This window comes from Flavobacterium sp. ov086, from assembly GCF_900187965.1.
In the GTDB taxonomy this organism is placed as follows: domain Bacteria; phylum Bacteroidota; class Bacteroidia; order Flavobacteriales; family Flavobacteriaceae; genus Flavobacterium.
Genome location: NZ_FZNL01000011.1, coordinates 95459 through 116448, shown reverse-complemented (window position 1 = coordinate 116448; position 20990 = coordinate 95459). Strand labels below are relative to the sequence as shown.

Annotated in this window: 20 protein-coding genes; 11 read left to right on the top strand and 9 right to left on the bottom strand. The window is 32.4% G+C overall.

Features of this window, described 5'->3' with window-relative positions; translation table 11 throughout:
• Positions 1-151: 151 nt before the first annotated feature.
• Positions 152-1000, bottom strand: coding sequence for an NAD(P)H-hydrate dehydratase (locus tag CHB81_RS13570; RefSeq protein ID WP_089352403.1), 849 nt, complete (start codon positions 998-1000; stop codon positions 152-154).
• Positions 1001-1467: 467 nt separating this feature from the next.
• On the opposite strand from CHB81_RS13570, the gene gcvT reads away from it, so the two are divergent.
• From gcvT to CHB81_RS13555, 3 genes are all read left to right on the top strand, one after another.
• Positions 1468-2550 carry a glycine cleavage system aminomethyltransferase GcvT gene (gene gcvT, locus CHB81_RS13565; protein ID WP_089352402.1) on the top strand — a complete coding sequence of 361 codons (1083 nt, stop codon included), beginning with the start codon at positions 1468-1470 and terminating at the stop codon, positions 2548-2550.
• 256 nt (positions 2551-2806) lie between these two features.
• Positions 2807-4837, top strand: coding sequence for a S41 family peptidase (locus CHB81_RS13560; RefSeq protein WP_089352401.1), 2031 nt, complete (start codon positions 2807-2809; stop codon positions 4835-4837).
• A 371-nt stretch (positions 4838-5208) separates the two neighbouring features.
• The gene (locus CHB81_RS13555) at positions 5209-5922 is read left to right on the top strand and encodes a YebC/PmpR family DNA-binding transcriptional regulator (protein ID WP_007811539.1); all 714 of its coding nucleotides are present in this window, start codon (positions 5209-5211) and stop codon (positions 5920-5922) included.
• A 96-nt stretch (positions 5923-6018) separates the two neighbouring features.
• Here CHB81_RS13555 and CHB81_RS13550 read toward each other — a convergent pair whose 3' ends face one another.
• A complete protein-coding gene (locus tag CHB81_RS13550) occupies positions 6019-6759 on the bottom strand; it encodes a hypothetical protein (protein ID WP_089352400.1) in 741 nt (246 codons plus the stop codon).
• Between the two features lie 180 nt (positions 6760-6939).
• On the opposite strand from CHB81_RS13550, the gene CHB81_RS13545 reads away from it, so the two are divergent.
• From CHB81_RS13545 to CHB81_RS13530, 4 genes are all read left to right on the top strand, one after another.
• A complete protein-coding gene (locus tag CHB81_RS13545) occupies positions 6940-7137 on the top strand; it encodes a hypothetical protein (RefSeq protein WP_089352399.1) in 198 nt (65 codons plus the stop codon).
• A 324-nt stretch (positions 7138-7461) separates the two neighbouring features.
• A complete protein-coding gene (locus CHB81_RS13540) occupies positions 7462-8199 on the top strand; it encodes a hypothetical protein (RefSeq protein ID WP_089352398.1) in 738 nt (245 codons plus the stop codon).
• Between the two features lie 7 nt (positions 8200-8206).
• Positions 8207-8725 carry a hypothetical protein gene (locus CHB81_RS13535; RefSeq protein ID WP_141130399.1) on the top strand — a complete coding sequence of 173 codons (519 nt, stop codon included), beginning with the start codon at positions 8207-8209 and terminating at the stop codon, positions 8723-8725.
• A gap of 87 nt (positions 8726-8812) precedes the next feature.
• Positions 8813-9424: a hypothetical protein gene (locus CHB81_RS13530; RefSeq protein ID WP_089352396.1), complete on the top strand. Its 612-nt coding sequence runs from the start codon at positions 8813-8815 to the stop codon at positions 9422-9424.
• Between the two features lie 162 nt (positions 9425-9586).
• Here the strand turns inward: CHB81_RS13530 and CHB81_RS13525 are convergent, their stop codons facing one another.
• From CHB81_RS13525 to CHB81_RS13510, 4 genes are all read right to left on the bottom strand, one after another.
• Entirely contained in the window at positions 9587-10507 is a 921-nt protein-coding gene (locus tag CHB81_RS13525) for a LamG domain-containing protein (protein WP_089352395.1), read from the bottom strand.
• A 409-nt stretch (positions 10508-10916) separates the two neighbouring features.
• On the bottom strand, positions 10917-11783 hold the full coding sequence (locus CHB81_RS13520; protein WP_089352394.1) for a LamG domain-containing protein: 867 nt from the start codon (positions 11781-11783) through the stop codon (positions 10917-10919).
• Positions 11784-12108: 325 nt separating this feature from the next.
• Positions 12109-13149: a PLP-dependent cysteine synthase family protein gene (locus CHB81_RS13515; RefSeq protein ID WP_089352453.1), complete on the bottom strand. Its 1041-nt coding sequence runs from the start codon at positions 13147-13149 to the stop codon at positions 12109-12111.
• Positions 13150-13219: 70 nt separating this feature from the next.
• Positions 13220-15280, bottom strand: a complete 2061-nt coding sequence (locus CHB81_RS13510; protein WP_089352393.1) for a S9 family peptidase — start codon at positions 15278-15280, stop codon at positions 13220-13222.
• Positions 15281-15424: 144 nt separating this feature from the next.
• Between CHB81_RS13510 and CHB81_RS13505 the strand changes: the two genes are divergently transcribed.
• Positions 15425-15745: a YbaB/EbfC family nucleoid-associated protein gene (locus CHB81_RS13505; RefSeq protein WP_089352392.1), complete on the top strand. Its 321-nt coding sequence runs from the start codon at positions 15425-15427 to the stop codon at positions 15743-15745.
• Between the two features lie 143 nt (positions 15746-15888).
• Here CHB81_RS13505 and CHB81_RS13500 read toward each other — a convergent pair whose 3' ends face one another.
• Positions 15889-16908: a low specificity L-threonine aldolase gene (locus tag CHB81_RS13500; RefSeq protein WP_089352391.1), complete on the bottom strand. Its 1020-nt coding sequence runs from the start codon at positions 16906-16908 to the stop codon at positions 15889-15891.
• 443 nt (positions 16909-17351) lie between these two features.
• Between CHB81_RS13500 and prfB the strand changes: the two genes are divergently transcribed.
• The 3 genes from prfB (at position 17352) to lpxD (ending at position 20351) form a co-directional block, all read left to right on the top strand.
• A protein-coding gene (gene prfB / locus CHB81_RS13495) for a peptide chain release factor 2 (RefSeq protein WP_110837454.1) occupies positions 17352-18450 on the top strand; the annotation gives its coding sequence in 2 pieces (ribosomal slippage) (positions 17352-17414 and positions 17416-18450; 1098 coding nt in all).
• A 111-nt stretch (positions 18451-18561) separates the two neighbouring features.
• Complete coding sequence (gene msrB, locus CHB81_RS13490) at positions 18562-19008, top strand: peptide-methionine (R)-S-oxide reductase MsrB (RefSeq protein WP_089352389.1); 447 nt, start codon at positions 18562-18564, stop codon at positions 19006-19008.
• 344 nt (positions 19009-19352) lie between these two features.
• Positions 19353-20351, top strand: a complete 999-nt coding sequence (gene lpxD / locus CHB81_RS13485; protein ID WP_089352388.1) for a UDP-3-O-(3-hydroxymyristoyl)glucosamine N-acyltransferase — start codon at positions 19353-19355, stop codon at positions 20349-20351.
• Between the two features lie 80 nt (positions 20352-20431).
• Here lpxD and CHB81_RS13480 read toward each other — a convergent pair whose 3' ends face one another.
• Positions 20432-20662 carry a hypothetical protein gene (locus CHB81_RS13480; RefSeq protein ID WP_254921092.1) on the bottom strand — a complete coding sequence of 77 codons (231 nt, stop codon included), beginning with the start codon at positions 20660-20662 and terminating at the stop codon, positions 20432-20434.
• Positions 20663-20983 (bottom strand): DUF3817 domain-containing protein, encoded by a 321-nt coding sequence (locus CHB81_RS13475; RefSeq protein WP_089352387.1) that lies wholly within the window; start codon positions 20981-20983, stop codon positions 20663-20665. It abuts the gene before it with no gap.
• Positions 20984-20990: the final 7 nt, after the last annotated feature.

Genomic DNA, 20990 nt, shown 5'->3' with positions numbered 1-20990 from the left:
TGGAAAGCGGCTTCAACTTCGATCAGTCTGACATAAAACATGTGTAAACTTTAGTTTATAAACAAAAGTCTATACGAAAATCGGATGAACTTGAAACTTGAAACAAAGAAAACCTGAAACAATTATCTAATTATCTCAATTTCCTAATTATCTAATTCTCTAATTCAAGAAAAGCTTTTCCAAGATTCTCTATAATATCCGAAGCAATGAACGACTGATAACCGGTTTGTGGCAAGGCAATATCAGCGGTTAATCCGTGGAGGAAGACACCTAGTTTGGCTGCATATTTGGGCTCGTAACCCTGGGCAAGCAAACTTGTGATGATTCCGGTTAGGGTGTCGCCGCTTCCTGCGGTCGCTAATGCGGCATTTCCGGTGGTGTTTTCGTAGATTTCAGATTTGTTGATGATATAGGTTGGTGCGCCTTTCATGACGATTATAACTTTGTATTTTTCAGAAAAGGCAATTGTTTTTTGAAATTTTTCGGATTCTGAATTCCACTTGCCAATTAGGCGTTCTAACTCTTTTGGATGAGGTGTTAAAATCGTGTTTTCTGGAACTAAATCTAACCAGGATTGGTTTTGTGCTAAGATATTCAGGGCGTCGGCATCGAGAACTAAAGGTAAATTATTGATTCTTAAAAATTCGAACAGGGCTTTTTGTGTGCCTAACTCCTGCCCTATTCCGGGGCCAATTGCGATCGCTTGGGGAATTAATGGCAGATGAATATTGGTAATGAAATTGGCGTTTTCATCGGTTACTACCATGACTTCGGGAATTGAGATTTGCAGGATTTGATAACCGCATTTTGGCGTAAATGTGGTTACGAGTCCGCAGCCTGTTTTTAGGCAGGATTTTGATGCGAGAACTGCTGCTCCTATTTTGCCGTAACTTCCGGCAATAATCACGGCGTGCCCTTGTAGTCCTTTGTGCGTATGGGGATTTACGGGTTTGTAGAATTTTAATATATCTTCTTTTGTGATTAGAAATGGATCTTTCATTTGACTTTTTTATCTATTGTATTATCTTAATTTTTAATCGCTTATGGTTTTAAGTTAATGCTATTTATGACGCTGATTAAACAGATTTACTTTGTAAAAACACGGATAAAAACAGATTTTTTATTAGCTGATGTATGTTCTGCCTTAATTTGAGTATTGTTAAAATTAAGGTTATTAAAGTTACATAAAAAATTGATGACGAAAATGTTTATTGTTATGATAATGCCTAGCCCAGATTGTAGGGAAAAGCCCGGAGTAAAAAAAGCAAAAGTTTCTTGTTTCAAAAAAGCGACCAACGGAAGCTCTTTTTGGAACATTAGAAACTTTGCTTTTTTTATGTCCCGATAGCTATCGGGATGTAACGAAAAGCTGGAATTGCTTCTAATCATTGCGAAATTTATAATTTTGTGTATCTTGTTTTGATATTTTTTGAATAAATTTGCGATTCAATTTTTTAAAACAACACAATGAAAAACACTGCGCTTACGCACATACATGAGGGTTTGGGAGCGAAAATGCTGCCATTTGCCGGTTACAACATGCCTATTACATACGAGGGAGTGAATGCTGAACACGAAACGGTTCGAAACAGTGTGGGGGTCTTTGACGTTTCTCACATGGGAGAATTTTTATTGACTGGACCAAATGCTTTGGCTTTGATTCAGAAGGTGACTTCGAACGATGCATCGACTTTGACTATTGGAAGAGCGCAATATTCTTGCCTGCCTAATAATGATGGCGGAATCGTAGATGATTTGATTGTTTATAAAATGAAAGATGAGGAGTATTTATTGGTTGTAAATGCTTCGAATATCGAAAAAGACTGGAACTGGATTTCATCGCACAATGATTTGGGTGTTGATATGAAAAACATTTCTGATGATTATTCTTTATTAGCGATTCAGGGACCTAAAGCGGTTGAAGCTATGCAGCCTTTGTCTTCTATAGATTTATCGGCGATTGCTTATTACCATTTTGAAGTGGCTGATTTTGCAGGTTTTAGTGATGTAATTATCTCTGCAACTGGTTATACTGGTTCTGGTGGTTTTGAAATTTACTGCAAAAATGCTGATGCTGAAGCGATTTGGAATAAAGTTTTTGAGGCTGGTGCAACTTTCGGAATTAAACCTATTGGTTTGGCGGCTCGTGATACTTTGCGTCTTGAAATGGGTTTCTGTTTGTACGGAAATGATATTAATGATGCTACTTCTCCGCTTGAAGCTGGTTTAGGATGGATTACTAAATTCACTAAGGATTTTACAAATTCTGAAAACTTTAAAAAGCAAAAAGAGGAAGGTGTTACTAAAAAACTTGTTGCTTTTGAAATGCAGGAGCGCGCTGTGCCTAGACATGACTACGAAATTGTTGATGCTGACGGTGCTGTAATTGGTGTTGTAACTTCTGGAACGATGTCGCCTTCTATGAATAAAGGTATTGGTTTAGGATATGTTACGGTAAATAATAGTGCTGTTGACAGTGATATTTTTATTAGAATTAGGAAAAATGATGTTGCTGCAAAGGTGGTTAAATTACCTTTTTACAAGAAATAGTTTTTAAGACTTATATATTTTAGAATGCATTGCTTAATTGTGATGCATTTTTTTTTGCCACGAATTCACTAATTATTTTTAATTTCTTTTAAACAAAAATTCATGAATTCGTGGCTTATTTTCTGGCTTTGCATTTTGAAAAATTGATTTCTATATGTTAAAATAAATTGTCTTGCTGTAAGAAATTTTAGAAAATAATATAACCTTTTATGAAAAATTAAATGTAACTTTAGTCTAAACGATAGATTTTCTATTTATGAAAAAAATTTGGCTGGTATTTCTGTTGACTTCTACTGTTCTATTTAGTCAAAATAGCGCTGAAACGTGCGAATTAGTAAACAAAATTAATGCTCTTATTCAGGCGGAACATCTTAGACCTAAACCTGTAGACGATAGTTTATCTGTCTACGTTTTTGATAATCTAATCAATGGTTTAGATCCTTCACGAAACATTTTTTATAAGAGTGAATACGACGAAATAGCGGCTAAATATCGCTTGAATATAGACGATTTAATCCTGAGTGATGATTGTAGTTTTCTAGCTGATATTACGGACAAATACAAAACCGGTCTTTTGAGAACTAAAGCTGTTTTAGAAAAAATTCAGGCCGGACCGATTGATTATACCAAGAAAGATACGATTAGGTTTTATAAAAAATCATTTCCGTTTTACCTTAAAAAAGAAGATTTAGAAAAGGTTTGGCTTAAAAAACTTCGTTATCAGATTTTGGATGAAATAGCGGAAACCAGCGAGAATCTGGATTCAATTAAGACCAATTTCAAATCGATTGAACTTACAGCGAGAAAATTGATTTTGACGAACGAAATCTGCAGAATCAATACGCTTCTTGAAACAAAACTGAAACAGGAAGAGAACTTTTACAATTTCTTTTGTACTTATTTTGATCCGCATACGGCTTATTTTAGTGATGATTCTAAAACAAGTTTTGTGGCTTCATTATCCAAGGAGCATTTGTCGCTGGGAATGAGCGTGAATCTAAATGAGAAAAATGAAATTATTATTGAAGAGATTGATCCAAATGGGCCTGCTTACAAAACGGGACAAATCAAAAAAGGGGATCAGATTATTTCTATTTCGAATCAAAAGGAAACATTACAGGTTTCTTGTGCTTCATTAGAATCTATTTCGACAATGATTTTATCTGAATCTAATAAAAGCATTACGCTTACGCTAAAGCGAAATTCGGGCAAAAGCTTTGATGTTTACATTGAAAAACAAGTGATGAAAGACGAAGAAAATTCGGTTTTTAGCTTTATTGTTGGGAAAGAAAGTAAAATTGGATACATCAAAATTCCGAGTTTTTATGCAGATTTAGACGGAACCAGTAGAAAAGGTTGTGCCGATGATGTTGCTCGCGAAGTGATAAAACTGGAAAGGGATAATATAAAAGGTCTTGTTATCGATTTGATCGATAATGGCGGCGGATCGATGGAGGAAGCCATAAAAATGGCCGGAATGTTTATCGATTATGGCCCGTTGTCTATTGTGATAGATAATAAACAACAAACATCTGTGATTAATGATCCCTACAAAGGCTTGATTTATAAAGGTCCAATTGTAGTTTTGGTTAACAGCAATACTGCTTCTGCAAGTGAATTTTTCTCTTCTATATTGCAGGATTATAATCGCGCCTTGCTGTTAGGAAGTAACACGCTTGGAAAAGCTACAATGCAGACTATTCTTTCGCTTGACGAGAGTAAAAATACGGACTTTTTAAAAATTACGATTAACAAATTCTATAGGGTTACGGGTAAAAGTCATCAATATGTTGGGGTTAAACCCGATGTAATTCTTCCGGAATTCTACGAAGGTGTTTATCAAAAAGAAAGTGATTTCCCAACTGCGATTAAAAATGACAGTATTGAGCCGTTTTTAAAATACAGACCTTACGTAAAAAGAAGCCTTATTGATAAATTGTCCAAAAATAGTATGGCAAGATTGGCGGATAATTACTTTTTTAATAATATAAAAAAAATCAACCTAAAAATCGATCAGCTGGTAAACAAACCTAAAGCAGAGGTTCCGATGACGTTAGAAGCGGTTTTTCAGCAGAAAAAAATGGTAAACTCCCTTTGGACGGAAATCAATACTTTTAACGATGAAAACAATCCGTTGGATGTTTACAATTCTACGGTAAATCAGTTTTTATTAGGCTCCTATCCTACCGAAAAAACGATAAATCAATATCAAATCGATAACCTAAAAACTAATCCGTATCTAAACGAAGCGATAAATGTTATTAATGAATTCAATGCGTCGAAGTAGATTTTAGATTTTAGATTTTAGATTTTAGATTTTAGATTTTAGATTTTAGATTTTAGATTTTAGATTTTAGATTTTAGATTTTAGATTTTAGATTTTAGATTTTAGATTTTAGATTTTAGATTTTAGATTTTAGATTTTTCTCTCTTTGTCAAAGTTTTCAACTTTGACAAAGATGTTCCGAACAGAAACCTTTGCGAACTTTGCGTAAAACTTAGTGAACTTTGCGGTTCAATATTTCCCACAATCCAAATAAATCAAATCAAAATTTACGTTTAAAATCTTCATAACAACATAATTTAAAAAAGAATAGAATTGATTTTGGAAAAATAAGGAATAACCGTATTTTTGCATCACAAAACTAAAAATTAGAAATGGGAAGAGCGTTCGAATTTAGAAAAGGAAGAAAAATGAAACGTTGGTCAGCAATGGCCAAAACATTTACCCGAATTGGTAAAGACATCGTTATGGCCGTTAAAGAAGGTGGTCCTAACCCAGATGCCAATTCTAGATTAAGAGCTGTAATACAAAATGCAAAAGCGGCCAACATGCCTAAGGACAATGTGGAGCGCGCTATAAAAAATGCAAGTAATAAAGATACTGCCAATTATAAGGAAATTTTGTTTGAAGGATATGCTCCTCACGGAATTGCAATCTTGATTGAAACTGCATCTGACAACAATAATAGAACTGTTGCAAACATTAGAAGTTACTTTAACAAATGTAACGGTACAATGGGAACACAAGGTTCTGTTGAATTTATGTTTGACCATACTTGTAATTTCAGAATTGCAAAAGGGAATCTTGATCCTGAAGAATTAGAATTGGAATTAATCGATTTTGGTGCCGAAGAAGTTTTTGAAGATGAAGACGGTATCTTAATTTATGCTCCTTTTGGAAGCTTTGGTGCTTTGCAAAAAGAATTAGAAAACAGAGGTTTAGAAATTTTATCTTCTGGTTTTGAGCGTATTCCACAAATTACTAAAGAACTTACCGAAGCTCAAATTGCTGATGTTGAGAAATTAATTGAAAAAATTGAAGAAGATGATGACGTTATGAACGTTTATCACACAATGAAAGAAGAATAATATTCTCTTTTTATAAATATCAAAAAGCCTTGAAATTTTCAGGGCTTTTTTGCTTTTACTAAGTCTTTGATTAAGTTAAATTAGATTTTGTTATTCCTATTTTTCTTCAACAAAGTTGGCACGTATACCACCTAGTTGATATACCTTATTTATAGTTTCACTTTCGATAATTATATCTTGCTGAAAAACATTCTTTTTTACTGACTTCACATCAAAAGGTATGATTTTAGACAGATAATAATCGCTTCCAGCAATATTAATAATCAATACTTTATCATCTTTTGAAAGTATAACTGGAATAGAAAATTCGCCTGTTTTAGGATTTACCTTAACAGGAGTTGGTTCATTATTAATATTAAGCGTCAAGTCAGGATATGTTCTTTCGTCCAAAGGTCTATGGGTTTTGGCATCTAATAATTTCCCTTTAACTATTATCGAAATATTCTCTGAAACAGCAGGTATATAAGCAATTTTACCAAGAATATGATTTTCGGGTATTGGAGAAATAACTTCTGTTTTAATTGGCTCCTTTTCTTGCGCAACAACGTTTGATGTTAGTAAAACCGATGCCGCAATTGCTGCATATTTTAGATTATTCATTTTAGAAATTTCATTGTACTCAAATTCATTTTCTAATTGCGTTGTTTTCAATCTTGCGCAAATGTTTTGATCTTTATTTTCTACTATAAATCTGGCAATTTCTGAATTTGTTTTTCGGCTTAAATCAATCACATTTTTAGCACAGGAATCGCAAAATGAACCTTTTGAATTAGGAATCATTTTATCAAAATTTTCAGAACAAGGAGTTGTTATTTCTAAGGTGAATTTCTTTTTCATACTCTGTTTTTTAAAGTTAAAATCATTTCGATGATGATTATTTATATAGAGCACGTTTTACACAAAAAGGTTGGGAAGCAGGAAGTTTTTTTGTAATTATTCGATATTTTCAATACCCAATATCGAATAAATCAAACAAACTACTATATTTGCCACACCTCAAAAAAAAAAGAAAAAAATATGAAGACATCTAAATACACAAGAATTGCCGTAATTATTATGGTTTTATTGTTTGTACTAATCAGTGTTATAAGCTGTAGTACACATATACATACGCAAGGCAATGGCTCAGGTAAAATTCCGCCGGGACAAGCAAAAAAAATGTCTGGAAGTAAAAGTGCAAAAGCTTATGCTCCGGGACAACAAAAGAAACGTTAAACAATACACTCTTTGTCTAACATAACTCAATAAAGTAAATATTGGAATGCTGGCAAGGAGATTGTTTTATTTGTTATTCTTAGTGTTATTACCTAAAAACTAACAAAATATAATAGCAAAAAAAGCCTTCTTAAGTTATACTTAGAAGGCTTTTTAATTTTTACTCCCAGTTTCTAATTGAAACCTTATTTTAATCTAATTTCTTTGTAATTCTTAAATAGGTTTACACAAAAAGTCAATAGACTTTATTATGTTTATAGTATGGAATAAAAAGTGCAAAAATCAAAGCTTTCAGGATTTGCTGCTTTCTTAAAAAGATAATTTATGATTAAATACGAATTTTATAAAAATGAAATTGGAACACCGTGTTTTTCCATAAAAGGTGATTTGGAAGTTTTAAATGAATTGGCATCTTGTAACTTTGAGTATTTAGAAGAAATAGTTCACTCACTTGAAAAGGTTTTAGAAGGCGAATTGCAATACTACGATTTTAGACATGAGATCTATAGTATTGAATCTAAAAAAGAAATAGCTCAAATCGTTGATACTTATGATTACTGGAAATGTATTGCCGAAATCCCTACTCAGGCAATATATCTATTAATGAAAGATTGGAGAAATTATTTGATTAATAATCCCGTAATTACAGAAAACACGAATGTTGTTAATGATTTAGAAATTCCGTTTAATTATATTTTTTTCGACGGTATAAAATCGCATCGGACTAATAGCATATATAATGATTGGCTAAGTTCTCCTGATTATTCTGTTTGGAGTAATTCGTATGTAGAAGTTCAAGATAAAAGAATTTATATTATAAAAGAAAACGTAAAAGTATTATCTACTTTTAGATATTTTAATAAGGAAAAGCTCGAATTGTTAGCTCAAAAATACAATCTAAAAATAAAGGAAGAATATGAAATACTATACGCTTATACCGATAATCAAAGTTCATCAAGGGTATTAGAGATTTCTCAAAATGATCAATTAACAGTTATTTACTCTCTCACGGGAAGAAATGCACCGGAAGGTATTTTTATTTACGGAGTCTTTGAAAACTAAAGAAAAAATGAAATTAATAGAACAATTTTATTGTATCCAAACGGAAATTTTTGGAAATGGTAGTGAAAAAATTAACAACAGTATTGCTTCAATAAAAACAGAATTAATACGACCTGTAATAAAATTTTTAGATGAAAGTGAAAATAGTACATCTCCTGAAAGAAAAACATATAGAAAACAAATAACTGCTAAACCATCTGAAGATGACTACTTTAACATCAGTGAATTATTATTTCTATCTAAAACGTATGGATTTGAAATTGAAGAGCATGCAATTTATAAAGGGTATTATACAAGTGTTTTAAAAATCAACAAGCTATACGATTGTCCAGGAGAAATTACTCTGATTGAACAAGAAGGAAAGGAATATATGATGATTGAATTTAAGAGATGGCAATTTGAATACCAACCAAGGGGCGCCGGAGAAGATTTTTTTGGAGAAGATGTTACTTATGTTCTTGGAATATGGGAAAATCCTTTATTAACAGATAAAATAATCGCAAAAATTAAAAATAACAGATACTAAAAATCAGAAATCTAAATTGTCTCAAATACAATTATCAACTCATAGAAGGTATTTGCATCTAATTCGAAAATTAGGATTTTAAATCAAATGAAAAAATTAAAAGTAACTAAAGAATGGATTAACTGGTTTCATAAAGAAACTATAGAAATTGTTACTACAATTGACAATCGAGAATTGTTTACTCAAACCTTTGAAGGGAACTTTCCTGGTGATCAATTGAATTACAAAACTGTATTTAAACTGATAGATGCTTTTATATCTTCATATAATTTTCTGGAATTAGATTATATCAGATTAATATGGTCCGAGGAATTGGAGAACAAAAACTCACAATTTCACAGAAGCGAAAACAATTTTTTAGTCTGGAAGGAAAATGTAATTAAAGATAACTTCGAAATAGAAAATTCATATTTAGGAGATTATGAAGATCCGTCAGAAATATTCCATAATTATTGCCTTAATGCAGAAGGTGCAAAAAAATCTTTATACAAATATGGCACAAACGATAGAACTGCAATTTATTTGTGGTATAATGTAAAAACCAAAACAACACACTACTCTATTTCTATCGAGTTTAGAAAGAGTTTATTTATGATTGATAAGCTTTTTGAAACGAATTTACCTCCTGTTTATATCGAATTTAATAACTATTTGAAAACAACCGCTGAAACAAAAATGCTACAAAAACTTAACAGCTAATATTTGTTGTTTCATAATACACAAGAAAGTAAAAAAACTATAGGCACAAAAAAAACCTTCTGAAAGAATCTTTAGAAGGCTTTTTCTACTATTCCAAAAAATTTAACGCCACTAAACACAACATAGAAAACAAACTAACTATTTAAAAATTATTCTTTATCTCTATTTTGAAGTAATTTTTTTAGATGGAGTATTTGTTATTTTCAACAAATAAGTTCCTTCCGGCAAATCACTAATACTCATTGAATTATTACCTATAATTTTTTGTCCTTGTGAATAAACCTCAACATTTTTCCCTCCTCCATTTACATCACTTGTAGCAATAATAGCATTTGATGGCGCAGCTTTTGCAACCGTTTTTGTTTTGCCCGCCGTTGTCACTTTTGTTGCTTTTGCAGCAACTACTGGCTCAGCAATAACCACCAAAGGCTTAGAACTGTTATAAAGCTCACTAACCTGACTTTCTGTTAATGCTACATCATATATTTTTAAATCGTCTATATCAGCATTGATCCCAACAGTAGTATTTATCTCTCCCAGTCTAAAAATATTTCCTTTAGTCGAACGGCTAATTCCGTTTACAGATTTTAGCAATTCTCCGTTTCTATATAGCTTCGAAACTTTGCCATCATAAGTTATCGTATAGTTGTACCAAATTTCTTTTGATAGTGGTACCGAAACAATAACATCATTTGTTGCTCCCCAACCTGCCAAACTTAGGTCTGAGTTCAAAGAAGTGGTACCCTGCTGTAACAAACCACAATATTGGGCATTATAAGCAGTTCCGTACCCCCAAATATAATTTGCCGATGATATCTCATTTAGTTTAACCCAGATACTTATCGCTCTTGCGCTATTTTCTTGTGGAAGATTATCAATAACAGCTTCCAAAGCTTTATTACTTAATCGTTGTGCTCCTTTTACAGTTCCTGATCTATCGGTTACGAAATTATCAGTCCCCATGAAAGAAGTTGTATTACTAGTATTATTTAAAGTACCATTGAAATTAAATTCCTGAATTGGATTTTGTGCATCAACATTCAAATAACTTACAAACATTAATGTGAGTAGTATTTTTTTCATTATAATAGATTTAGGGTATTAAAAAACTTGTGTCATTTTAACACTGCTAAACTATATTATTATGCATTTTAGCAAAAATTTCTTCGACAACTAACCTAAATAATCGTTAAAATAACCAAAATTGATGATTTCGAACACTCAATTATATTTATTTATACTTTTACTAATATTATTAAAATACTAAATTAACCTCAATCAATACTATATTATCTTACGTATAAATACGGTATTTACAATTAAATCAAAAATATTAACATTTGCTTGTAACCTAAAATCTTCAAATATTTAATACATATTAATTTTGTAGAAGTTCTGAAATAGTTCAAAAAAAACTCCATTCATTTTTGGTGAATGGAGTTATATTCCAGAAACTATAATAGCTATTACAATTGTTAACTACTGGCAAACCTTAATTTTGGCCATTTGTTATTTTCAACAAATAAGTACCTTCCGGTAAGTCACTAATATTTGTAGCGTTGGTTCCAATTATTTTTTTTCCTTGCGAGAAAATTTCAACCTTTTTTGCAACAACATTCCCTCCGATTGTATTTTTAGAATCTGTTTTTACATCTGTGGAGCCTTTTTTTGCCTTCTCTGTTTTTTCAGCAACGACAACTAAGGGCTTTGAACTAGTGTAAGACTCCATAACCTGTTCGTCTGTCATAGCGACATTATATATTTTAAGATCGTCTATATCAGCATTTATCCCAACAGATGTATTCATTTGTCCTAGTCTGAAAATATATCCTTTTGTTAAACGCGTAATTCCTTCTAATGATTTTAACAATTCACCATTACGATATATTTTAGAAGTAGTACCATCATAAGTAACACTATATTGATACCAAATACCTTTTGCAAGCGGAGCCGTAACTACAACATCATTTGGAGCACCCCAACCTGCCAAACATAAATCAGAGTTAGATCCCGCTACGTTTTTCTGTAACAAACCAAAATATTGTGCATTTACCGGACTTCCATATCCAAAAATATAATTAGCTGCAGCAATTGCATTAAATTTTACCCAAATTGAGATTGATCTTGGCTTATTGTCTTGCGGAAGATCACCTACAACAGTCTGCAAAGCTTTATTAGTAAGACGTATAGCACCATTAGCAACTCCCATTCTGTCATTTACAAAAGTAGAAGATCCCAAAAATGAAATTGTTTTATCGTTATTACTTAGGTTTCCATTGAAATTGAACTCCTGAACGGGATTTTGAGCATTCGCATTAAAAAAACTTACAAACATTAATGTGAGTAATAATTTATTCATATTGATAGATTTTAGAGGCGTTTAAAACGAAATTCATTAACAATACTAAAAATTATAGATGGAAAGAGATTTATTCAATATAAATAATCAAAACTGATACTTTTATTTTTTCAATTAAATTCCTTTATACTTTTTATAATTTTGTTAAAACTATAAATTTTATTCAACTTAACAAATGATATTCAACTATAAATGTGGTATTCTCATAAAAATAAAAATTTGCATCAATTAAAATCAATTTACATTACACATTTGTAAAAACATTTTTACAAAAAAACTCCATTTGTCGAAACAAATGGAGTTTTATATTTTTAAAAGTATTTTATTACTTTACGAATTCAATTTTTTGAACTTCTTCTTCATTGATACTATCAAAGAATCCTTGTTCATTCATCCAATCATCACTGAAGACTTTACTCATATAACGAGATCCGTGATCTGGGAAAATTGCTATAATATTACTGTCTTTTGTAAACTCTCCTTCTTCTGCATATTGCTTAATCGCCTGCATTACTGCTCCTGAAGTATATCCTACAAATAAACCTTCTTTTCGAGTGATTTCTCTTGCAGAGTGTGCACTCTCTTCGTCGGTTACTTTCATGAATTTATCAATAATATCAAAATCTGTAGCCGATGGGATTAAATTTTTCCCTAAACCTTCTATACGGTACGGATAAATTTCTTTGTTGTCAAACTCTTTTGTTTCGTGGTATTTCTTCAATACTGATCCAAAAGCATCTACTCCTAAAATTCTGATATTTGGATTTTGCTCTTTTAAGTATTTTGCAGTTCCCGAGATTGTTCCTCCAGTTCCGCTACAAGCAATAAGGTGTGTGATTTGTCCTTTTGTCTGTTCCCAAATTTCAGGACCTGTAGAGTTATAGTGCGCATCAATATTTAATTGATTAAAATATTGATTAATATAAACGGAGCCTTTTGTTTCTTCGTGTAAACGTTTGGCTACGTTATAGTATGATCTTTCATCATCTGCAGAAACGTGTGCAGGACAAACATATACTTTAGCACCCAAACTTCTCAACATGTCAATCTTATCTTTCGAGGATTTTGAACTTACTGCCAAAATACAATTGTAGCCTTTTATAATGCTTACCATTGCTAAACTAAAACCTGTGTTACCAGATGTTGTTTCTATTATGGTATCTCCGGGTGATAGAATTCCTTTTTTCTCAGCTTCTTCAATAATATATAACGCTATTCTATCTTTTGAGGAATGACCTGGATTAAAAGCTTCCACCTTTGCGTAGAAATTTCCTTCTAAGTCTTCGGTAATTTTATTTAGTTTAATAAGTGGGGTGTTACCTATTAATTCTAAAACATTATTATAAGCATTTATTTCTTCTTTCATAAAAAAATAGTTAATCAAAGGCATTTTAAAATAACCTTGATAGGTTGCAAATTTAACAAAAAATTTCTAATTAGCTTTTAATTTTTTCTAAATCTAATAAAAAACTAAATTCTTTTGCTAAGTCTTTTAAAGCCTCAAAACGTCCTGAAGCTCCGCCGTGTCCAGCATCCATATTGGTATCTAAAAACAAAAGATTATTATTTGTTTTTAGGTTTCTCAACTTGGCTACCCATTTAGCTGGCTCCCAATACTGTACCTGCGAATCGTGCAATCCTGTAGATACATACATATTTGGATAATTTTGCGCTTTTACATTATCGTAAGGTGAGTACGACAACATATAATCGTAATATTTTTTATTGTTTGGGTTCCCCCATTCATCATATTCTCCAGTTGTCAACGGAATACTGTCGTCTAACATTGTTGTAATAACATCTACAAATGGCACCTGAGCGATAACTCCGTTGTATAATTCCGGGGCTTCATTTATGATAACTCCCATTAAAAGTCCTCCTGCTGAACCTCCTTCTGCATACAAATGTTTAGAAGATGTATATTTTTCGTTAATTACAAATTTAGAGCAATCGATGAAATCTGTAAAGGTATTTTTCTTTTTTAACAGTTTCCCATCTTCATACCACTGTCTTCCTAAGTCCTCTCCGCCTCTAATATGGGCGATTGCATAAACAAAACCACGATCTAACAAAGAAAGTCTTGTCGACGAAAAATAAGTATCCATTGTGATTCCGTAAGAACCATATGCGTAAAGCAATAACGGATTTTTACCATCTTTATTTAATCCTTTGCGATAAATCATCGAAATTGGCACTTTTACTCCATCTCTGGCAGTTGCCCAAACACGTTCTTCTATATAATTTTCTTTATCAAATTTACCGCCTAAAACCTGTTGCTCTTTTAAGATTTCTTTGCTTTTAGTGGTCATATTAAAATCAATTACAGACGATGGCGTTGCAAGTGATTGATAGCTATAACGCAAAATATCAGTATCAAAATCAATATTTGTCGTGGTAAAAGCATTATAAGTTTCGCTTCCAAAAGGAAGATAATAATCCGGCTCCCCATTCCAGGGCATGATGCGAATATGATTTAAACCGTTTGAGCGCTCTTCAACCACTAAATAATTTTTAAAGATTTCGATATCTTCCAGCAAAACATCCTCGCGATGCGGAATAAGATCTACCCAGTTTTTCTTTGCTGTTTTATTCTCAGGCGTTTTCATCAACTTAAAGTTAGTCGCCTCATCTTTATTCGTCAGAACATAAAATGAATCTTCAAAATGCGAAATACTATATTCTAAACCGCGAACACGTTTCTGAAATACTTCAAATTCTCCTTCTGGACTATCTGAATTCAAAATTCTATATTCGGTTGTTAAAGTACTACCTGAACTAATAACAATGTATTTTCTAGATTTTTCTTTGCTTACAGAAACATTAAATGTATCATCGGTTTCATTAAAAACCAAAACATCAGTTGTAGAATCTGTATTTAGTTTGTGTCTGAAAATTTTATCAGCTCTAAGTGTAACTTCGTCTTGTTTGGTATAAAAAACAGTTTTATTATCGTTTGCCCAAACAGATCCGCCTGTAGCATTTTCTATTTTATCAGAAAGGATTTCTCCTGTTTCTAGGTTTTTAAACTGAATGGTATAAATTCTTCTTCCAACAATATCTACTCCAAAACTGGCAAATTTGTTATCAGGACTTATACTTAAACCTCCTAATTTAAAATAAGCATGTCCTACAGCTAATTCGTTACAGTTGAACAAAATTTCTTCTTCTGCCGAAAGGCTTCCTTTTTTTCTGGCAAAAATTGGATAATCTTTCCCGGTTTCAAAACGAGTGATATAAAAATACCCATTATAGAAATAAGGTACAGAAGAATCGTCTTCTTTAATTCTGCCTTTCATTTCCTCATACAAATTCTCCTGAAGAGTTTTTGTATGCGTTGTCATGTCTTGGTAATAGGCATTTTCCTGATTTAGATATTCAATAACCTCAGGATTCTCGCGGTCATTTAGCCAAAAGTAATTGTCAATTCGGGCTTCTTTGTGTTTTTTTAATGTTTTTGGAATTTCTTTGGCCTTTGGAGCCATTATATCGTTTTGCATTGATTAAGCATTGGTTTGTAAATTCGGAGCTGCAAAAATACTACAATCACAATAGAACCAAATTAATTTTTTCATAAAATATTCTATTGATATAATACAGCAATATACTAATTTTGTATGAAATAATTTAAAAATCAACAAAAAATGGATTTAATGGGAATGATGGGTAAACTTAAAGAAACCCAACAAAAAATTGAAGATACAAAAAAGCGTCTGGATACAGTTTTGATTGATGAACAAAGCGCTGATGGATTATTAAAGGTAACGCTTACTGCAAATAGAAAAGTAAAATCAATCTCAATTGACAACTCTTTACTAGAAGATAAAGAACAATTGGAAGATTATTTAATTGTAACCTTAAATAAAGCAATCGAAAAAGCTACTAGTGTAAACGAAAGAGAATTGGATGCTGTTGCAAAAATGGATATGCCAATGATTCCGGGAATGGATAATCTTTTTAAATAAGATTCAAAGGTTAAAAAAGGTTCAAAGGGACAAAGGTTTTTCTATTGTGAATAAAACCTTTGTCCCTTTTTTATGTCTTTAAATTTTTATTTTTCAAAAAAAGCCTCTGTTCCTCTGAACCTTTGCAACTTTGAACCTTTTTTCTAAAACTTCTGAAGCGTTTCGATCACATACGTATGCATTACTTCTTTGTAATCAAGATGTGTAACGATTCTTAATTTATTGTGTCCCATCGAACTTATTAAAATATTTTTAAGTTTTAGTTTTTCAATTAAAAGTTGGTCGCTATAACCTTCGGCTAATGAAAAAATCAAAATATTAGTTTCCACTGGCTCAATCGCCGCCACCCAAGGTTTTGTGCTTAAAACTGCTGCAATTTCTTTGGCTCTTCTATGGTCTTCTGCCAGTCTTTCAATATTATTAGCTAAAGCGAACAATCCGGCTGCAGCCAAATAGCCTACCTGACGCATTCCTCCACCTAATATCTTCCTGATTCTCAACGCTCTACGAATATCATCTTTAGTTCCAAGCAAAATTGAACCTATTGGAGCGCCCAGTCCTTTTGACAAACAAACCGAAATTGTATCGAAAATAGCTCCAAATTCCTTCGGATTTTGTCTTTTAGCCACCAATGCATTCCAAATTCTGGCTCCATCCAAATGAAACTTCAGATTATTGGCGTCGCAAACCTTTTTTATTTCTTTTAAATCTTCTAATTCATAACAAGCTCCACCACCTTTGTTTGTGGTATTTTCGACACAAACTAAACTCGTTAACGGGCTGTGGTAAAACTCCGGATCATTAATAGCTGCTGCAACCTGAGATGCATTTATCATTCCGCGATTTCCGTCTAACAAACAGCACGAAACACCGCTGTTAAAAGAAACCCCTCCTCCTTCATAATGATAAACATGTGCATATTTATCTGCAATCAATTGTTCTCCGGGTTGTGTATGTAATTTAATTGCGGTTTGGTTTGCCATAGTTCCCGACGGGAAAAAAAGTCCGGCTTCCATTCCAAAAAATTCAGCCACTTTAGTCTCTAATTCGATAACTGTGGGATCTTGCCTGTATACGTCATCGCCAACATGAGCGTTAAACATATACTGCAACATTTCGTATGTTGGTTTGGTAATGGTATCGCTAATTAAATTTATTTCCATATTCTAAAAAATATCTCTTTTTTGTGTGGCAAAATTACGTATTACTAATAGTTATTCTTGGCAAGTTTTGCTAAAATTTAACTAGCAGCTTACTATAAAACCAAATTAACGTAATATTTGCAAAAAACATATAAAACTAGCATATTATTCTAAATCTAACTTACAATTTTTGAAACTATTTTTTTGACCAAAATAATATATCCCACGTACCGTCATAAAAAGCATCATATTATTAAGGAGCATAACTGTTTTTACAATCAAGACTTTTTAATATACTTTTTTCTTCTGTTAAATTATTTTCAATATTCTGAAAACTATATCTTATTTTTGTACAGCAAAATTACATACTTACGAATGGTTCTGTTTGATGAAGTTTCATTAAATTTTAGCCTTTAAATAATTACGTAATATTTATAAAAAAACTATAAAACTATTATTAATTTATGACAACTACCGAGCAAATAAAAGGTATTGTGGAGCGCCTTGGTGCGTTGAGGAGGTATCTTTGACGTCGATGCCAAACTAATTGAAATTGCCAACGAAGAAGAAAAAACCTTCGCACCCGACTTTTGGAACAATGCAAAAGAAGCCGAAGCAATTGTAAAAAACCTTCGAAACAAGAAAAAATGGATCGAAGATTATAACAAAGCCATCGAACTTACGGATGAATTGCAGCTTGCCTATGATTTCTATAAAGAAGGAGAACTTTCTGCAGAAGAATTAGACGAACATTATAATACAACACAAACTCATATCGAGAATATTGAGTTCAAAAACATGCTTTCTGATGAAGGCGACAGTTTAAGTGCCGTAGTTCAAATTACTGCCGGCGCCGGAGGAACTGAAAGTTGTGATTGGGCTGGAATGTTAATGCGTATGTATATGATGTGGGGCGAAAGTTATGGTTACAAAATAAAAGAACTAAACTTTCAGGCCGGCGAGGTTGCAGGTATTAAAACCGTTACGCTGGAGTTTGAAGGTGATTATTCTTTTGGATATTTAAAAGGAGAAAACGGTGTACATCGTTTGGTTCGAATTTCTCCTTTTGACAGTAATGCCAAACGTCATACTTCATTTGCTTCTGTTTATGTTTATCCACTTGTTGACGACAGTATCGAAATTGACATTAATCCTGCCGATATCGAAATTACAACTTCTCGCTCTAGTGGAGCCGGAGGACAAAACGTAAATAAGGTAGAGACAAAAGTACAATTGGTGCATAAACCAACCGGAATTCAGATTCAATGTTCTGAAACCAGATCTCAACAAGATAACAGACAACGTGCCATGCAAATGTTACGCTCTCAATTGTATGAAATCGAGTTGAAAAAACAGCAAGCACAACGAGCTGATATCGAAGCCGGAAAAATGAAAATCGAATGGGGCTCGCAAATACGTAATTATGTAATGCAGCCTTATAAATTAGTAAAAGATGTTCGTACCGGTCATGAAACCAGCGATGTTGATGGTGTTATGAACGGAAATATTGACCCCTTCCTGAAAGCATTCTTAATGATGATGGGACAAAAGGAAGAAGAATAAAATTTTTATTTGAACCATTAAGAGATTAAGAAAATTAAGTTTTAGTCTTAATGAAACTTATTTTTCTTAATGGTTAAATTTTAGAATAATTTTCATTTTAAATCTACTACTATGATCAAATGGGCAGATATAATTCGTTTTACGAATAAAGGAAATCCGGTTCCGGAGAAAAGAGTTGAAAAAACACCGGAAGAATGGAAACAAGTCTTAACTCCTGAAGAATTTCAGGTAACACGATTAAAAGGTACTGAAAGATCGTTTAGCTCTGAACTTTGTAGTTTATTTGATCCGGGGATATACGAATGTAAATGCTGTGGAACGTTGCTTTTTGATGCTTCTGAAAAATTTGAATCAGGAACTGGATGGCCATCGTTTACACAACCGCTAAAAGAAAATGCAATCGCTTATCACGCCGATAAATCATACGGAATGATTCGCGTTGAAGTCGTTTGCAATACTTGTGATGCACATTTAGGACATGTTTTTCCTGATGGACCAGAACCAAGCGGCTTGCGATATTGTATTAATGCCATTTCATTATCCAAAATAAAAGAATAAATATTCTCTAAAAGCGATTCCTTTTTAAAAGGAATCGCTTTTTTTATACCATTAAGTAAAAGATACTTAAAAATAATATAAGTTATTACTTACCAATTACTAAATTCCTTTTTTCAGCCTTAATTATCTGAAATACAGACCATATACAAACAAATAATTCAATATTAGCAACATTCCTTAAATTAGAAACACTTTAATAAATTAATAGTTAAAATGTTAATTTTGTAATATTTAAACTGTTATTTTAAATATATTTCAGCAAACACAAAAAAAATATTAGGTAATTAAGATCTAATTGGTTTTATTTGGCAAAAATTAACCCTTATATCTATTAAACTCGCTAAATGAAATCCTATTCAATTCAAGAAATCAATGAAGTTATTAATGGCGTAATTTACGGCAATACTTCGCAAAGCATCACCGCAACAGAGCAATTAGAAAAAGCTACAACTTCAGAAATTTCATTTATAGGAAACAAAAAATACGAGAAATTTTGGTCAGCTTCAAACGCATCAATTGCTGTAGTTAACGAAGATATTTCGATAGAACCCGGAGAAAATCGTGCTTTTATAAAAGTAAAAAATGCCGATTTAGCAATGTCTCAAATTTTGGCCCTTTTTGCCCCACCCACCCCATTATTTCACAATGATATTCACAGAACAGCCGTTGTAGACGAAACAGCAATCATTGGCGAAGGTGCACGTATTGGTGCCGGATGTTATATTGGACCAAAAGTAGAAATTGGTGCTTATGCTACTATCTACCCAAATGTGACTATTTTAGATGAATGTACGATTGGTAAAAACACTATTATCTGGTCAGGAACCGTAGTTCGTGAGCGTTGCCATATTGGTCATGATTGTATTATTCATCCAAATGCGACAATTGGAGCAGATGGTTTTGGATTCCGTCCTTGTAGCGAAAAAGGTTTGGTGAAAATTCCACAAATCGGTAATGTAATTATCGGAAATGGAGTTGAAATTGGAGCAAATACTTGCGTTGACCGCGGAAAATTTAGCTCGACTATTCTTGGTGACGGTTGTAAAATTGACAATTTAGTTCAAATTGGACATAATAGTAAATTAGGTAAATTTTGTATTATGGCAGGCAACAGTGGTTTAGCCGGTTCTGTAACTTTAGGAAACGGTGTTATCATTGGCGGAAGCGCTTCTATAAAAGATCATACTACTATTGGTGACGGAGCTATTGTAGGCGCTGGATCAGGTGTAGTTGGTGATATTCCTGCGGGGAAAACAATGTTGGGTTATCCGGCTGTAGAAGCTCGTGATGCTCTTAAACAATGGGCTATTTTAAAACGAATGGTTTGCGATTCTAAAAAATAATCAAAACAATATTATATAAAAAAAACCAGAAGCTAACTTCTGGTTTTTTTATACTTATCTCTCAATGATAAAAAAGCTATTTATAAAGCTTCACATTTGAAGCCTAAGACTTTCATTAAAAGAACAATCTCTTTTATAATATCGTTATCCGATTCAAGTCGCAAAATACGATCACAATCTTCAAGATCAAAATTCCACTTTGTTTTGGGAAATAATCGATTCCATTTTGGAGCAATTCGCTTTACTTTCAAAGGAGAATCTACATTTGTTTTAAACACTAAAACCATCATTTTAATTCTTTTTGGGGTCATTTAATTTTCAGTTGATACCTTTATTTTACTTAAAATTTTAGTATCAATATAAAAGGTTCCAAACGGAATAATACAGGCCAAAAGCACTTTCCAGGTTGTATCCTTAAATCGCCAGTTTTGTTCTACTCCTACGCTTAAAGTATTAAAAATAAAAAGCAAAAATAAAGCACCATGAACCGTACCAACGGGCCGTGTCAAAAATGGCATTGCAAAGATATATTTTAGCGGCATAGCAATAAATAAGAGTATCAATAAAGATGTTCCTTCTAAAAATCCAATAATTCTTAATCTTCCGGTATTTGTCTGTAGTAAGTTTTTCATAAAAATG

Excerpts from the sequence above, each read along its gene's own strand:
- CHB81_RS13570 (WP_089352403.1), bottom strand. The coding sequence starts at position 1,000 with ATGAAAGATCCATTTCTAATCACAAAAGAAGATATATTAAAATTCTAC.
- gcvT (WP_089352402.1), top strand. The coding sequence starts at position 1,468 with ATGAAAAACACTGCGCTTACGCACATACATGAGGGTTTGGGAGCGAAA.
- CHB81_RS13560 (WP_089352401.1), top strand. The coding sequence starts at position 2,807 with ATGAAAAAAATTTGGCTGGTATTTCTGTTGACTTCTACTGTTCTATTT.
- CHB81_RS13555 (WP_007811539.1), top strand. The coding sequence starts at position 5,209 with ATGGGAAGAGCGTTCGAATTTAGAAAAGGAAGAAAAATGAAACGTTGG.
- CHB81_RS13550 (WP_089352400.1), bottom strand. The coding sequence starts at position 6,759 with ATGAAAAAGAAATTCACCTTAGAAATAACAACTCCTTGTTCTGAAAAT.
- CHB81_RS13545 (WP_089352399.1), top strand. The coding sequence starts at position 6,940 with ATGAAGACATCTAAATACACAAGAATTGCCGTAATTATTATGGTTTTA.
- CHB81_RS13540 (WP_089352398.1), top strand. The coding sequence starts at position 7,462 with ATGATTAAATACGAATTTTATAAAAATGAAATTGGAACACCGTGTTTT.
- CHB81_RS13535 (WP_141130399.1), top strand. The coding sequence starts at position 8,207 with ATGAAATTAATAGAACAATTTTATTGTATCCAAACGGAAATTTTTGGA.
- CHB81_RS13530 (WP_089352396.1), top strand. The coding sequence starts at position 8,813 with ATGAAAAAATTAAAAGTAACTAAAGAATGGATTAACTGGTTTCATAAA.
- CHB81_RS13525 (WP_089352395.1), bottom strand. The coding sequence starts at position 10,507 with ATGAAAAAAATACTACTCACATTAATGTTTGTAAGTTATTTGAATGTT.
- CHB81_RS13520 (WP_089352394.1), bottom strand. The coding sequence starts at position 11,783 with ATGAATAAATTATTACTCACATTAATGTTTGTAAGTTTTTTTAATGCG.
- CHB81_RS13515 (WP_089352453.1), bottom strand. The coding sequence starts at position 13,149 with ATGAAAGAAGAAATAAATGCTTATAATAATGTTTTAGAATTAATAGGT.
- CHB81_RS13510 (WP_089352393.1), bottom strand. The coding sequence starts at position 15,280 with ATGCAAAACGATATAATGGCTCCAAAGGCCAAAGAAATTCCAAAAACA.
- CHB81_RS13505 (WP_089352392.1), top strand. The coding sequence starts at position 15,425 with ATGGATTTAATGGGAATGATGGGTAAACTTAAAGAAACCCAACAAAAA.
- CHB81_RS13500 (WP_089352391.1), bottom strand. The coding sequence starts at position 16,908 with ATGGAAATAAATTTAATTAGCGATACCATTACCAAACCAACATACGAA.
- msrB (WP_089352389.1), top strand. The coding sequence starts at position 18,562 with ATGATCAAATGGGCAGATATAATTCGTTTTACGAATAAAGGAAATCCG.
- lpxD (WP_089352388.1), top strand. The coding sequence starts at position 19,353 with ATGAAATCCTATTCAATTCAAGAAATCAATGAAGTTATTAATGGCGTA.
- CHB81_RS13480 (WP_254921092.1), bottom strand. The coding sequence starts at position 20,662 with ATGACCCCAAAAAGAATTAAAATGATGGTTTTAGTGTTTAAAACAAAT.
- CHB81_RS13475 (WP_089352387.1), bottom strand. The coding sequence starts at position 20,983 with ATGAAAAACTTACTACAGACAAATACCGGAAGATTAAGAATTATTGGA.